This window comes from Nocardia sp. NPDC050408 (assembly GCF_044458905.1).
GTDB lineage: Bacteria > Actinomycetota > Actinomycetes > Mycobacteriales > Mycobacteriaceae > Nocardia.
This window is the reverse complement of the sequence record NZ_JBITIL010000005.1, coordinates 646,410-659,589: the sequence shown is the minus strand read 5'-3', so window position 1 is coordinate 659,589 and position 13,180 is coordinate 646,410. Positions and strand designations below refer to the sequence as shown.

The 13,180-nt window shown below is 65.6% G+C and carries 16 protein-coding genes; 4 read left to right on the top strand and 12 right to left on the bottom strand.

The annotated features are described in order from the left end of the window. Positions 1-3: 3 nt before the first annotated feature. Positions 4-1,221 carry a benzoate/H(+) symporter BenE family transporter gene (locus ACIBJI_RS19490; protein ID WP_397085100.1) on the bottom strand — a complete coding sequence of 406 codons (1,218 nt, stop codon included), beginning with the start codon at positions 1,219-1,221 and terminating at the stop codon, positions 4-6. A 248-nt stretch (positions 1,222-1,469) separates the two neighbouring features. On the opposite strand from ACIBJI_RS19490, the gene ACIBJI_RS19485 reads away from it, so the two are divergent. Further along, entirely contained in the window at positions 1,470-2,288 is an 819-nt protein-coding gene (locus ACIBJI_RS19485) for a sulfurtransferase (RefSeq protein ID WP_397085099.1), read from the top strand. 6 nt (positions 2,289-2,294) lie between these two features. Here the strand turns inward: ACIBJI_RS19485 and ACIBJI_RS19480 are convergent, their stop codons facing one another. After that, positions 2,295-3,044, bottom strand: coding sequence for an HNH endonuclease family protein (locus tag ACIBJI_RS19480; RefSeq protein WP_397085097.1), 750 nt, complete (start codon positions 3,042-3,044; stop codon positions 2,295-2,297). Positions 3,045-3,084: 40 nt separating this feature from the next. Beyond that, entirely contained in the window at positions 3,085-3,447 is a 363-nt protein-coding gene (locus ACIBJI_RS19475; RefSeq protein WP_062982690.1) for a hypothetical protein, read from the bottom strand. Between the two features lie 272 nt (positions 3,448-3,719). Here ACIBJI_RS19475 and ACIBJI_RS19470 point away from each other — a divergent pair, with 272 nt between their 5' ends. Next, on the top strand, positions 3,720-4,403 hold the full coding sequence (locus ACIBJI_RS19470; protein WP_364355139.1) for a DUF899 family protein: 684 nt from the start codon (positions 3,720-3,722) through the stop codon (positions 4,401-4,403). Here the strand turns inward: ACIBJI_RS19470 and ACIBJI_RS19465 are convergent, their stop codons facing one another. From ACIBJI_RS19465 to pdhA, 3 genes are read right to left on the bottom strand one after another with little or no spacing between them, the layout of a single operon-like run. Then, positions 4,404-5,741, bottom strand: coding sequence for a dihydrolipoamide acetyltransferase family protein (locus ACIBJI_RS19465; RefSeq protein ID WP_364355142.1), 1,338 nt, complete (start codon positions 5,739-5,741; stop codon positions 4,404-4,406). Positions 5,742-5,760: 19 nt separating this feature from the next. Then, positions 5,761-6,732: an alpha-ketoacid dehydrogenase subunit beta gene (locus tag ACIBJI_RS19460; RefSeq protein WP_364355145.1), complete on the bottom strand. Its 972-nt coding sequence runs from the start codon at positions 6,730-6,732 to the stop codon at positions 5,761-5,763. Then, positions 6,729-7,841 carry a pyruvate dehydrogenase (acetyl-transferring) E1 component subunit alpha gene (pdhA, locus tag ACIBJI_RS19455; protein ID WP_364355148.1) on the bottom strand — a complete coding sequence of 371 codons (1,113 nt, stop codon included), beginning with the start codon at positions 7,839-7,841 and terminating at the stop codon, positions 6,729-6,731. Before pdhA ends, ACIBJI_RS19460 begins: the two co-directional genes overlap by 4 nt. A 146-nt stretch (positions 7,842-7,987) precedes the next feature. On the opposite strand from pdhA, the gene ACIBJI_RS19450 reads away from it, so the two are divergent. Continuing rightward, positions 7,988-8,500 carry an Lrp/AsnC family transcriptional regulator gene (locus tag ACIBJI_RS19450; protein WP_364355151.1) on the top strand — a complete coding sequence of 171 codons (513 nt, stop codon included), beginning with the start codon at positions 7,988-7,990 and terminating at the stop codon, positions 8,498-8,500. Between the two features lie 42 nt (positions 8,501-8,542). On the opposite strand, the gene ACIBJI_RS19445 is transcribed toward ACIBJI_RS19450, so the two are convergent. From ACIBJI_RS19445 to ACIBJI_RS19430, 4 genes are all read right to left on the bottom strand, one after another. Next, the gene (locus ACIBJI_RS19445; RefSeq protein WP_364355154.1) at positions 8,543-8,725 is read right to left on the bottom strand and encodes a type II toxin-antitoxin system HicA family toxin; all 183 of its coding nucleotides are present in this window, start codon (positions 8,723-8,725) and stop codon (positions 8,543-8,545) included. Between the two features lie 34 nt (positions 8,726-8,759). Further along, the gene (locus ACIBJI_RS19440) at positions 8,760-8,981 is read right to left on the bottom strand and encodes a type II toxin-antitoxin system HicB family antitoxin (protein ID WP_364355157.1); all 222 of its coding nucleotides are present in this window, start codon (positions 8,979-8,981) and stop codon (positions 8,760-8,762) included. A gap of 100 nt (positions 8,982-9,081) precedes the next feature. Further along, entirely contained in the window at positions 9,082-9,318 is a 237-nt protein-coding gene (locus ACIBJI_RS19435) for a ribosomal protein L7/L12 (protein WP_364355160.1), read from the bottom strand. Between the two features lie 18 nt (positions 9,319-9,336). Then, entirely contained in the window at positions 9,337-9,876 is a 540-nt protein-coding gene (locus ACIBJI_RS19430; RefSeq protein WP_364355163.1) for a TetR/AcrR family transcriptional regulator, read from the bottom strand. A gap of 86 nt (positions 9,877-9,962) precedes the next feature. Between ACIBJI_RS19430 and ACIBJI_RS19425 the strand changes: the two genes are divergently transcribed. After that, a complete protein-coding gene (locus ACIBJI_RS19425) occupies positions 9,963-10,898 on the top strand; it encodes a TIGR03620 family F420-dependent LLM class oxidoreductase (RefSeq protein WP_364355166.1) in 936 nt (311 codons plus the stop codon). Here the strand turns inward: ACIBJI_RS19425 and ACIBJI_RS19420 are convergent. Beyond that, the gene (locus tag ACIBJI_RS19420; RefSeq protein ID WP_364355169.1) at positions 10,888-12,171 is read right to left on the bottom strand and encodes an MFS transporter; all 1,284 of its coding nucleotides are present in this window, start codon (positions 12,169-12,171) and stop codon (positions 10,888-10,890) included. The genes ACIBJI_RS19425 and ACIBJI_RS19420 overlap by 11 nt on opposite strands. A 141-nt stretch (positions 12,172-12,312) precedes the next feature. Next, positions 12,313-13,161: an NAD(P)H-binding protein gene (locus ACIBJI_RS19415; RefSeq protein WP_364355172.1), complete on the bottom strand. Its 849-nt coding sequence runs from the start codon at positions 13,159-13,161 to the stop codon at positions 12,313-12,315. Positions 13,162-13,180 lie beyond the last annotated feature (19 nt).

The window sequence follows — 13,180 nt, the reverse complement described above, 5'->3', positions numbered from 1 at the left end:
TTCTCACGCGTCTTGGCGGTGTGCGAGGACCTTGCGCACGACAAGACCCACGACCAGTGCCCAGAAGGCCGCACCGATGCCGAGGAACCCGACACCGGATGCGGCGATCAGGAAGGTGACAATGCCCGCCTCGCGGTGCTGTTCGGATTTCAGGGCACCGGCGAGGGCGGCCGCGAGAGTCGCCAGCAGGGCAAGGCCCGCAACGGTTTCCAGCGTGCCCTTGGGCGCGGTCGCGATCAGCGTGACCAGCGCCGCCGAGCCCAAAGCCAGAACCAGATAGGAGGCGCCCGTGGTGAAGGCCGCGATCCAGCGGCGCTTCGGATCCGGATGCGCGGCGGGGGCGGCCGAGAGCGCGGCACTGATCGCGGCCAGATTGATGGCATGCCCACCTGCCGGTGCACCCAGCAGGGTGCCGATACCGGTGACGGCCATCGAAGCGCGCCAAGGGATTTGGTAATCGAAGGACTTCATCACGGCCGTGCCGGGAATGTTCTGCGATGCCATGGTGACGATGTAGAGCGGAATGGCGATTCCGATCATGGCCTGCCAACTCCAATGCGGCACTGTCAGTTCGAGCGAGGGTCGCATCGCCGCGAAGTCGAGTTGCTTGTGCTGCACCGCGATACTGATCCCCGCCCCGACCGCCGCGGTCACGAAGGCCGCGATCACCGCCCAGCGTTTGGCGAATCGCTGCAGCACCAGCCACACCACGATCACCGGCACGACCACCGCCGGACTGGCCTGCACGGCCTTCACCGGCGCCAGACACAGCGGCAGCAGCACACCGGCGAGCATGGCCTGCGCGATCTCCACCGGAATCGTGGCAACGAGATTGCCGAGCCGCCGCCACAGTCCGGTAATCACGATCAGCACACCGGTAATCGCGAACGCCCCGACTGCCGCCGCCCAGCCACCGACGACCGCACCGGTGCTGGCGAGCAGTGCCGCACCGGGTGTCGACCAGGCCAGTGTGATCGGCAAGCGATACCGATAACTCAGCAGCATCATCCCGATGGCCTGGGTGAGGCACAGCGCGAGCAGTCCCGACGCCGCCTGTGCCGATGTGGCCCCGACTGCCGTCAAACCGCTTAGCACCACCGCGAATGAGCTGGTGAAGCCGACCAGCGCGGTGACAACCCCGGCCCCGACCGGCTGCGCGAGCCGCGCCTCAGGGGGAACCGGTGTCGGGGTATCGGCGAGCGACGGGGAAAGCCTGGACATTTCTGGAATCTTCCCCGGTCATCAGTCCAGTTGTCACAGCCAGTTGCTGGAAACTGGACTGAATTGCGCGGAATCCGGCTAGGGTGAAACGCCGAACCCGCGTCCACTTCGAACGCGGACGCGCCATAGGTACACGGGTAACCGGGTACGCCCAAAATTGATGTGGCACATGACGTAGGACCTATACCCAGGCATAGTGGCTCTTACCAGTGCAGCCTGGATATTCGGAGAGGCGGAACAGAGCTTTGTTGAGCGCGGTACTGATCTCGGCGGAGGAACTTCGGGAAGTATTGGCGGACAAGCCAGTTCGTCTACTGGATGTGCGGTGGGCACTCGGTGATCCGGACGGCCCGCAGCACTACCTGGACGGACATATTCCGGGCGCGGTCTTCGTGGATCTGGAAACCGAACTGGCCGCACCACCATCCCCCGCGCGCGGGCGGCACCCACTGCCCGATCCCGCACAGCTCGAAAAATGCGCGCGCAGCTGGGGTCTGCGGACCGGCGAACCGGTGGTCGTCTATGACGCGACGGGCGGGATGGCGGCGGCACGGGCCTGGTGGCTGCTGCGCTGGGCCGGGATCGCGGACGTGCGGATTCTCGACGGCGGCTTGCCCGCATGGACCAGTTCGGGCGGTGCGATCGCCTGCGGGGCGGAGGCCGATCCCGAATTCGGCGATGTCGAACTGAATCCCGGTCAGCTGCCGGTGATCGATGCCGATGCAGTGGCGAAATGGTCCGGCGTCCTGCTCGACGCACGCGCGGGTGAGCGCTACCGCGGCGAGGTGGAGCCGGTCGATCCGCTGGCGGGCCACATTCCGGGCGCGATCAGCGCACCGACCGCGGAGAACCTCGACGCCGACGGCCGGTTCCGCAGTGTGGACGCTTTGCGAGACCGCTTCGCCGCATTCGCGTCCGGGCCGGTCGCGGTTTATTGCGGATCGGGTGTGACCGCGGCTCACCAGGTCGCCGCACTCGCCGCCGCGGGCATCGAAGCGGCCCTGTATCCCGGCTCGTGGTCGCAATGGTCGAACGACCCGAAACGCCCGGTCGCCACCGGGGCATAGGCGACGCTACGGGCAGGAACGGGCGATGTCGTTCAGCACGGCATTGTCAGCGGCGGTCACCGGTAGGTCGTACCGGACCGCGACCGTCAGGTATTTGCCCGCATAGGAGCAATGGTTCGTGCGCGCGGGCGGCAGCCATTCGGACGGTGTGCTGTCGCCTTTGGCCTGGTTGGCGCTCGTTTCGGTGGCCAGCAGATTCACATCGATATCGTTGGCGAACCGCACCCGCCGCTCGATCGGCCAAGACGCCGCACCCATATCCCATGCTGCGGCCAACGGATAGACATGGTCGATCTGGATATCGCCCGCATCGGCCTTGCTGAAGGTGATCCGTCCGCCGGTGTACGGGTCGTCGAGCGTACCCGCGGTGACCACGCAGTTGTGGGTGCCCGGCCGGAAGCTCACCTCGGTCAGCTGTGCGCTCAGCACGTTGTTGCGGGTATCGCAGCCGTCGTGCCCGCCGGGGCCGTCGTAGTTGTCGGACCACAATGGTCCGAATACGCACCGCTGCCCCTCCTTACAACCGCGCTCATAGCCGCCGGGATGACCCCGCGCCGCAACGACCCGCACCGAGGCGAGCAAACGTTCGAGCTGAACCCGAGTAGGGCTGAGCTCCCCCACCCCGCCGGGTGCGACCGGTTCACCGCCCACCTCGGCGCACCCGGGCAGCGCGAACAGCGCCGCCGCGATCAGAGCAGGCAGCCATAGTCGGATGTCGGCACGCACGGTGCCAGATGTACCCGTATGCACCGACATTCGTAGAACCCAGCCGGAGCGCCTCAGAGCCGATCAGGACTCAGAGCCAGGCGCGAGCCAGCAGATCATCATTGGCGACTTCACTGGCCCGGGGTGGGAACCTGGTGGCCACGATGGACTCGGTGTGCGCGCCGTCGTGTCCGATCAGCCACGACCCACCGCGCTCCTCGCACTCGGCGATTTTCGCGAAGGTGGTGAGCAGGAACGTGACGGCGTCACGTGGGTCCAGGGTTCGGGCCAGGCGCTGTGATTCACCTGGACGCGACAGGTCCAGCCAGACGCCGGACTGCCCGTCCAGTCGCATGCCGACGATCTTGTCGGCATTGACAAACGTGAATTTGCGCCGTTCCCACGGCGTGGTCGGCGTGAAGCTCTGCTCGAGTACCTGGAGCAGAATCGTCATGCTTTGCCCTCCGCTTCCGTTGACGCCCAACTACGGTGCTCATGCGATGACCAGCGGATATACCAGTATGTTCCGAAAATGGCGCCAGGGGGTAGTAACGGCTCCATCTCGGCGAGTTCAGGGATTTTTCTGGCGACCCGATGAGTTCGGTGACCGGGCCGCGTCTATATCTGCAAACCCGAAACGATCAGGGAGGACCACATGAGCGAGCGCAGAATCAATACAGCGCCTCGGGCGATCATGACTGAACCGAACAACAGCGAGGCGCAGTCATGAACGCCCTCCCGCCCGTCGTCGATGCCGACACCTGGCAGCACCAACTCGATGAGCTGCGCGTCCGGGAGAAGGCAGCGACCCGAGAACTCGATGCCATCGCCGCCCAGCGGCGCCGCCTACCGATGGTCGAAATGCCTGAATACACCCTAGTGGGCGAGCAGGGACCGGTCCGGCTGGCGGAGATCTTCGACGGTAAGCCACAGCTGATCGTCTACAACCACATGTGGTTCCCGGGCGAGAAGTGGCAGTGCGGTGGTTGCACCGGGTTCACCTCACAGTTCACTCGGTTGGAGTTCCTGGACAATTACGATGCCCGGTTCGTCATCGTCACCCAGGGCCCGATCGACGAGGCGCTCGAATACAAGCGGCGGGTCGGGAACAAAATGGCCTGGTATTCCACGGCGAATAGCTCGTTCGGCAGCGACGTCGGCGCACCGCCCGGCGGCGGATTCGCGGTCAATGTATTCCTGCGCGACGGCGACAAGGTCTATCGCACCTGGCACACCAATGGCCGTGGCACCGAGCAGCTCAGTCACAGCTTCGCGCTGATCGACGTGTTGCCCTACGGACGGCAGGAGCAGTGGCAGGACTCGCCCCAGGGGTGGCCACAGTCGCCGACCTACAGCCGATGGAGCAGCTCCGAAGACATCGCCGCCCACTACGGCGACCCGGGGGCGTGATTACATCCGGCTCAATAGCGTGAGCGGATCCTCGAGCAATCCGGCGACAGTCGCCAGGAAGCGCGATGCCAATTCACCGTCGATCATCCGGTGATCGAAGCTGATGCCGATGGTGGTGACCCAGCGGATGGCGAGTTCGTCGCGAAATACCCATGGGCGCTTGCGAATCGAGCCCAGGCACAGGATCGCGGCCTCGCCCGGATTGACCAGCGGAACACCGGCATCGACACCGAAGACGCCGACATTGGTGATGGTGAAGGTGCCACCGCGCAGGTCGGTCGGGGTGGCACCGCCCGAACGCGCCGTTTCGGCGAGCCAGCTGATTTCCCGGCACAGGTCGCGCAGGCTCAATGCCTGAGCTTCCTTGAGATTGGGCACCAGCAGGCCGCGCTCGGTAGCGACCGCGATGCCGAGATTCACATAGTGCTTCGTGACGATCTCCTGATTCGCCTCGTCCCACAATGCGTTGATGCCGGGATACTCCGCTAGCGCGGCTAGTGCGGATTTGGCGACCAGGGCCAGCGGTGTCAGCGTCAGCCCCTCGAAGGATTTGGTGGTGCGCAGGTGATCGAGCAGTTCCATCGATGCGGTGAAGTCGATGGTGACGAAGGTGCTGGCCTGCGGGATGGTGCGCGCGCTCGCGACCATAGCGGCCGCGGTGCGTTTGCGGATACCACTGATCGGCGTGCGTTCCTCGCGGGATGCGGGGCGGGGGACGCCCGCATTCGGATCGGTGACCGATGGCGTCAGTGATGTGGTCGGGCCATCGGTGTGGGTCGGCACGGAGCGCGGTTGCGATACCGGGACCGCACCGCGCACATCCTCGACCGTCACCGCACCGTCGGGGCCCGAACCCGCGACGTACCAGAGGTCGATGCCGAGTTCCTTGGCCAGTTTGCGCGCCCCAGGGGTCGCCGCGGCCCGACTCATTCCCGACTCGACAGTCATCGAACTCTGCGGAGTCGGTTCCGTTGGCCTGCTACGCCGCCGGGAAACCGTCTCGCCTTCGGGCCCGTATCCGACCAGCACCGCAGTCCGACCGTTCGCACCCTCCGGTGCGACCGCCAGATCATTGCGCACCCGGATCAGCGGCGCCCCCACCGCGACCGTCTCGCCGGGCTGAGCGAGCAATTCGATCACCGTGCCCGAGAACGGCGACGGCAGCGATACCACTGCCTTGGCCGTCTCCACATCGGCGATCGTCTGATTCAGCTGCACGGTGTCGCCAACACCCACCGACCACGACACCAACTCCGCATCGGCCAGTCCCTCGCCGAGATCGGGTAGCCGGAATTCCAGGATATTGCCCTGATCTTCCTCGGGGGCACGATCTTCCACTAGGGCACCTCTCAGTGAGTCAGGCGGCGAGTGAGCGATCGACCGCCGCGAGGATGCGGTCCGGATCGGGCAGGTGGTGCTTTTCGAGCTTAGCCGGGGGGTATGGGATATCGAAGCCACCGACGCGCAGCACCGGCGCCTCCAGGTAGTAGAAACAGCGTTCGGTGATCCGCGCGGCGATCTCGGCGCCGAGGCCGCCGAAAACCGGCGCTTCGTGCGTCACGATCAGCCTGCCGGTCTTGGCCACCGAGGCCTCGATGGTGTCGAAATCGATCGGCGACAAACTGCGCAGATCGATCACCTCGAGCGAATGCCCTTCCTCGGCGGAAATTTTCGCGGCGGTGATGGCCGACGCCACGGTGCCGCCGTAGGCGACAACGGTGGCATCGGTACCGCTGACGCAGACGCGGGCACGGTCCAGGGGCATCGCCTCGGCGTCGAAATCGACCTCGGCCTTATCCCAGTAGCGCCGCTTGGGTTCGAAGAAGATCACCGGATCATCGAGCGCGATCGCCTGACGGATCATGAAATACGCGTCAGCGGGATTGCTCGGCGTCACGACGCGCAGTCCCGCGGTATGGGCGAAATACGCCTCCGGTGATTCCGAGTGGTGCTCCACCGAACCGATTCCGCCGCCGAACGGAATGCGAATCGTAATGGGCGCGATCACCTTTCCCTGCGTCCGGTAGTGGATCTTGGCGACATGCGAGACGATCTGGTCGAAGGCCGGATAGACGAAGCCGTCGAATTGAATCTCGCAGACCGGCCGATAACCGCGCAGCGCCATGCCGAATGCCGTTCCGACAATGCCGGATTCGGCCAACGGAGTATCGATGACGCGGTTGTTTCCGAAATCCTTTTGCAGGGTATCGGTTACCCGGAATACGCCGCCCAGGCGACCGATATCCTCGCCCATCAGTACGACTTTCGGATCGTCGTCCATGGCCCGCCGCAGCCCGGCATTGAGCGCTGCGGCGAAGGTCGTGATCATCTGGGGACTCCTTCCCGTCGCGCGGTGGTCTCGCCGGGGTCGCCGGCCAGATACTCCGCGTATTCGCTCCGCTCCTGGGTGATCAGCGGATGCGGGGTGGCATAGACGTGATCGAACAGTTGTGTCGGTGCCGGATCCGGCATGTCGATGGTCGCGCTGCGCACCTGTTGCGCGACTTCGGCGGCGCGCGCATCGACGTGACGCTCGAATGCGGTGTCCCACAGTGACTCTCGTTCCAGCAGTTTGCGTAGCCGTGCGATCGGATCGCGGCGCGCCCACTCCTCGGTCTCGGCGGCGGAGCGGTAGCGCGTCGGATCGTCGGCGGTGGTATGTGGGCCCATCCGATAGGTGAGCGCCTCGATGAACGACGGTCCGCCGCCGGTGCGGGCGCGGGCGGTGGCCTGCCTGGTGACCGCGAGGACGGCGAGCACATCGTTGCCGTCGACCTGAAGTCCGGGAATTCCGTATCCGTAGCCGCGCCGCGCGATCGGGGTCGCACTCTGGATCCGGACGGGGGAACTGATCGCCCAGTGGTTGTTCTGGCAGAAGAATACGACCGGCGCGCCCCAGGTCGCGGCAAAGCCCAATGCCTCGGCGAGATCGCCCTGACTCGAGGCGCCGTCACCGAAGTAGGCGATGGTCGCGATCTCCGCGCCGTCGAGGTGGGCGGCGTAGGCGTAACCGGTCGCGTGCAGACCTTGCGAGCCGACGATGATATTCGGGTTGGTCATATTGACCGCGTCGGGATCCCAGCAGGAGTGCGCGACACCGCGCCACATCCGAGTGAGTTCGGTGGGATGGACGCCTCGGCAGTAGGCGACGGCGTGCTCGCGGTAGCTGCAGAAGACGTAGTCGTCGGGGCGCAGTGCGTAGGCCGAGCCGACTTGGGCGGCCTCCTGCCCGATCATCGGCGCCCACAGTCCGAGCTGGCCCTGGCGTTGCAGAGCGGTTGCCTCGGTGTCGATCCGGCGGGTCACGACCAGGTCGGTGTACATCGCGCGCAGCTGCGTGGGCCCGATGTCGGCGACCAGAGCGGCGTGTTCTCGGTCGAATACACGGCGGCCGTCGGGTTGCACCAACTGAACCGGATATTCGGTTCTATTCGTCATTCGGGATCGCCTCCTGACCACGAGCGCAGGGCTTGTGTGCCCTATATCACATAGCATCCACTAGTATGCGAAGTGCGCAAGTGATCGACACGCGAGTAAGCAGAATGCCCAAATATGACCGGCGAACTGATGTCATACTGCGTTGCATGACCAGCAGAGAACCCGCCGACGCGACCCTGGACGCCACCGACGCGCGGCTATTGCTCGAGCTGGTCGCCAACCCACGCGCGACCGGCGTCGAGCTGGCGACCCGGCTCGGGTTGTCCCGCAACACTGTGCAGGCGCGGTTGTCGCGCTGGGAGGCAAGCGGTGTGCTCGCCGGCTTCGAACGTCGGGTGCAACCGCAGGCGCTGGGCTACCCGCTGGCGGCTTTTGTCGCCGTCGTCGTCGATCAGCATCGATTGGATTCGGTGGTCGCCGAACTCGCCCGGGTGCCGGAGGTGACCGAAGTGTGCGGCATGACCGGGCTGACCGATCTCACCGTGCGGGTGGTGGCGCAAGACGCGGACGATCTGTACCGGATCGCCGGGCAGATATTGAAGATTCCCGGTGTGGAACGCACCAATATGGCATTGGTGATGCAGCAATTCGTCGGGCCGCGCACGGCTCCGCTGCTGGATCGACTGGCCAGGTCCGCCGACCGCTCGTCACGGCCGTGAACTGGCGGAGTGGTCGGCGAGTTCCCCACCACGGCGAAGGACTTACAGCAGGTTGAGGAATTCGGTGGCTGTCATTCCGGCCTGCCGGAGGATCGCGGCGAGCGTGCCGCGCTTGACCGTGCCATGCAGCGGCACGACCGCGGTCCTGCCATCTTCGCGCCGATAGACAGCATGACTACCTGCCGTACGGACGTGTTCGAACCCGACCGATTCCGAGACGCGCAATCCTTCCGCACCGGAAGGTCCGACAGCGCCGGGCTCACGCCGCCGTGCCGGAAATCCGGAACGAAGTCACTAATGGAGTCGCAGTTAGTTGGGGCTCGGGCGCCTCGGCCAGATAGAGGGCGACCGCTTCGCGGAGATTGGTCAGAGCCTCCTCGATCGTCTGTCCCTGACTGGCTACATCGACCTCGAGGCACTGCGCGACGTACCAGTCTTCTTCCTGGTGCACCGCAGCCGTCAATACTCGCTGATCAGCCATGGAGACAGGGTCCCACAATGTCTTCGGCCCGCGGCCGGTTCGATCGGCGACCAGCGTGGGGCCGTTCGGAGCCGTTGCCGACGAGACTAATATGCTTTCGTCAGCGCAAGTGTCGCTCGCGTTCCTCGATCGCGTCTTTGGCCTCCCGCAGGCCGCGGCCCGTCAGCGTGCGATAGAGCTTGATGGCGTGGATTTTCTTGCCCTGCCGTATGAGTTCGTCGATTTCGTCATAGGGCATCGCCGGGTCCTGGCTGGGGAGACCGAGGTGCTTGATGATCATGTCGAGCTTTCGTTCGAGCTGATCGATCCGGCGCTCGAGCCTGTTGTTGTCGAACATCTTTCGAACTTACCGACGCTATCCGGTTGGACTACGCAGGGCATCCGTGACAAGCCGCAGCAGGCGGTCCGGTTGCTCCGGATCGGTGCCGTGCCGTGCCGCAAGGGCTATGCCCGCGACCAGTTGGATCACATCGTCGATGCCCACCTCCGCGCGGATGCCGCCATCCTGTTGCGCCCTGGTGAGCAGAGTGGCACCCGCCTGGCGAATGGCCAGCTGACAATCGAAACCCAGGTCGATCGGTCCAGCCAGGACGGCGCCGCCCAAGCCGTGGTCGGTACGGGCGTGCACGAGTAGGGCGCACAGCCACTCGATGAGTGCCGTGCTCGGCTCCCCCGCCCGCAGCTCTTCGGCTCGAGCGCAGAGCGTTTCGATCCGCTCGCTCAGCACGGCGGCCTGCAGTGCTTGTCGGTTGGGGAAGTGCCGGTAGAGGGTGCCCGCGCCGACGCCCGCGCGGCGGGCGATCTCATTGAGTGAGGCCTCCGGCCCCTCCTCGGCGAAGGCAGCTGTCGCCGCCTCGAGTACGCGTTCATAGTTCCGCTGAGCATCGACCCGCATGCACATCCCTTGTTAACCGGAGAAGTTCTCCGCTATCGTACCGCCAAGGAATCGGAGAACCTCTCCGGTTCAGTGTTGGGAGCGCGATGATGGTGAAGCACGAACTCGGCGGCGTCGGCATCTGGACCTTCGCATTCGACGGACAACCGGTCGAGCGGGTGCGCGAGGCCGCCGCCGACCTCGAGGAATTGGGTTACGGCGCATTATGGTTCGGCGAAGGATTCGGTCGCGACACGGTCGGGCAGGCGTGGCTACTGCTCGAGGCGACCGAGCGGCTGGTGGTCGCCGCGGGCATTGCCAATGCGGCACTGCGTGATCCGATGGCGATGGCCACCGCCGAGCGCGCGCTCGGCGAGGCGTTCCCGGGTCGCTATCTGCTCGGACTCGGCGGTCATCGGGTCGGGGGTCGGCCCGTCGAGGCCGGGGGCTACACGATTCCGTCCGGCGGCAAGCCGCTGGCGCTGATGCGCGGCTATCTCGATGCGATGGATGCTGTTCCGCAGTACGGGCCGCAGCCGGACCCGGCGCCACGTCGGGTACTCGCCGCACTCGGACCCAAAATGTTGGCATTGGCCGCCGAGCGGACCTGGGGTGCGCATCCCTATCACACGCCGGTCGAGCACACCGCCGAGGCACGGCGGATCATGGGGCCGGAGGCATTTCTCGGTGTCGAGCAGGTCGTCGTCCTCGATGCCGATCGGGCGCGCGCCCGCGAGGTGGCCATGGCGCATATCGGGGGCTATCTCGAATCCGCACCGCATCAGGTGGCCAATGTGCGTCGCTTCGGTTTCAATGACGAAGATATCGCGGGTGGTCCGAGTTCACGGCTGGTGGATTCGGTGGTGGCATACGGGGATATCGAGATGATCGGCGAGCGCGTTCGGCAGCATTTGGATGCCGGGGCCGATCACGTGTGTCTTCAGGTACTCACCGCTGATCCGACTGCGCTGCCGCTGCCGCAATGGCGTGAGCTTGCCGCGCTCGCCCGGGATTCGTCATTCGCGCCTGCCGCTATCCGGTGACCTTTTGTGGGGCAACCGCACCCGCGTATCGACAGCAGAGCAGGACGGCGATGAGGGGGACGAACAGTGCGGTGGTGAGTGGGACCAGCGCGGTCAGCCAGCCGATGATCGAGGGACCGGCGAGCAGGCCGAGGTAACCGAGGCTGAACACCCGCGACATATCGGTAGCCGCCGTGGCCGAGCCGAGATTGCCTGCGGCGGTGAAGATTTGCGGTATGCCGCCGGAGAGGCCGAGACCGCACATCGCCCAGCCGAGCAGCGTCAGTGGCACCCAACCCGAAGCCATGATCAGGACCAATCCGAATGCGGCGATCAAGGTGCCGTAGCGGACGACGGCGACGCGGCCGAAGGCGCCCGCAACACGGTCGGCCGCGAGTCGGCCCGCGGTCATGGTGCAGGAGAATGCGCCGAATGCCAGTGCGGCGGTGGCATCGTCGACATCGAGATGGTCGCGAATCTGCAGGGCACTCCAGTCCGCGGCGACACCCTCGGTGAGCAGCAGTGCGAAGGCGATTGCGGCCAGCGCCAAGACTTTTCGGGAGCGATTCGGTGTGGTCGCCGACCGCGCTGTCGCGGCATCGTACGATGCGATTGCGTCAACGCGCGGGTTCTGTGGAAGGTTGTCCGCGCTTTCCGGAATGCGGTCGTGCGGTCCGTTCTCGCGGGATATGTCCGAATTCGCTTCTCGCGCCGAAGCTCCGGTGTCCGGTAGCAGACGAGGCACCAGAACGGCGGTAATCGCCAACCCTGCCACAGCGGCAAGCGACAAGCTGAGGCGCACATCCCATCCAGCGCCCTGAGCGGCCGCACCCAGTAGCGAGCCGAGGAATCCGCCACCGGAGAACAATGCGTGGAACGCCGACATGATCGGTCGCTCATAAGCCCGCTCGACATGCACCGCTTGGGTATTCATCGAAACATCGAGCGCGCCATTGCCGAAACCGAAGCAGGCCAATGCGATCGCCAAGCTGACCGGGCCGGTCGCGAGTCCGGGGCCGAGCACAGATATCGATGTGATCGCCGCGGCTGCCGCGACCACGGTCCGGCTGCCGAGTCGGTCGGCGAGCGGGCCCGCGATGCGCATGCCGACAATGCCAGCACCGGCCAGCACGAGGATGAACATGCCGAGCGTGGAATGCGCGATACCGGTGCGGTCGGTAATGGCCGGGATGTGCACCACCCACATGGCCAGCAGGAAACCGTTCAACGCGAACACCACGAATACCGCGGCGCGTGCTATCCGGGTCTGCGGATCGGTCGTCGTGGTCGCCACCAATTCGACGGTACCGCGTCGAGGACGACCGCGTGGCCGCGCGGGGAGCCGGTCCTGGACATCATCGGCCGATGGTCCGGCTCCGCGGATCTCGCCGTTGAGATCGGCGTCCGCGCGGTGGTCCTACGTCTTAACAACGACCTACTCGGTCGAGATGTTCCAAATTCCGGTGGCGGCCGTCTCGTCGGCGTAATCGCGGAAATCTTTCGGTTCCCGGCCCAGAGCACGCTGGACCCCGTCCGCGGTCTTGGCGTTCCTCCCGTCCAGAACGGTGCCGAACAAGTAGTCGAGCAGGCTGACGACGTCCGCGGGAACCTGGTACTCGGTCAGTGCCGCAACGAAATCCGTGCGGGAGATCGGAATGAACGCGACGTCGCGTCCGGTCGCCGAGGCGATTTCCGCGACGGCCTCGGCGAAGGTCAACGGCCTCGGCCCGGTCAGTTCGTAGAGTTCGCCACTGTGCCCGTCCTCGGTCAACGCGGCGACCGCGACATCGGCGATATCGTCGGCGTGCACGAACGGTTCCGGCACATCGCCGTTGGGCAGCGCCACCTCGCCCGCGAGCACATACTCCAGGAATGCGCCTTCGCTGAAGTTCTGGGCGAAGAAGCTGCAGCGCACGATGGTCCAATCCAGACCCGAGCCCTGCACGATCTGCTCACACGCCACGGCCTCCGGTTCGCCGCGACCGGACAGCAGCACAAGTTTGCGCACACCGTTGGCCTTGGCCGCATTGGTAAACGCTCGGATGGTCTCGGGGGCACCCGGCACCGCCAGATCCGGCTGGAAAGCGATGTACACCGCGTCAACGCCGAACAGCGCCGGCGTCCAGGTGCTGCGGTCGGCCCAATCGAAGGGAATCTCGGCCGCGCGGGAACCGATCCGGACCGGATGACCGGCCTGCCGGAGCCGAGTCGCGACACGGCTGCCGGTCTTGCCCGTACCGCCGGTGACGAGGACGAGGCGCTGGTGCGAGGTGCTATTTGTCATGCTTCCAGTACATCGGCGC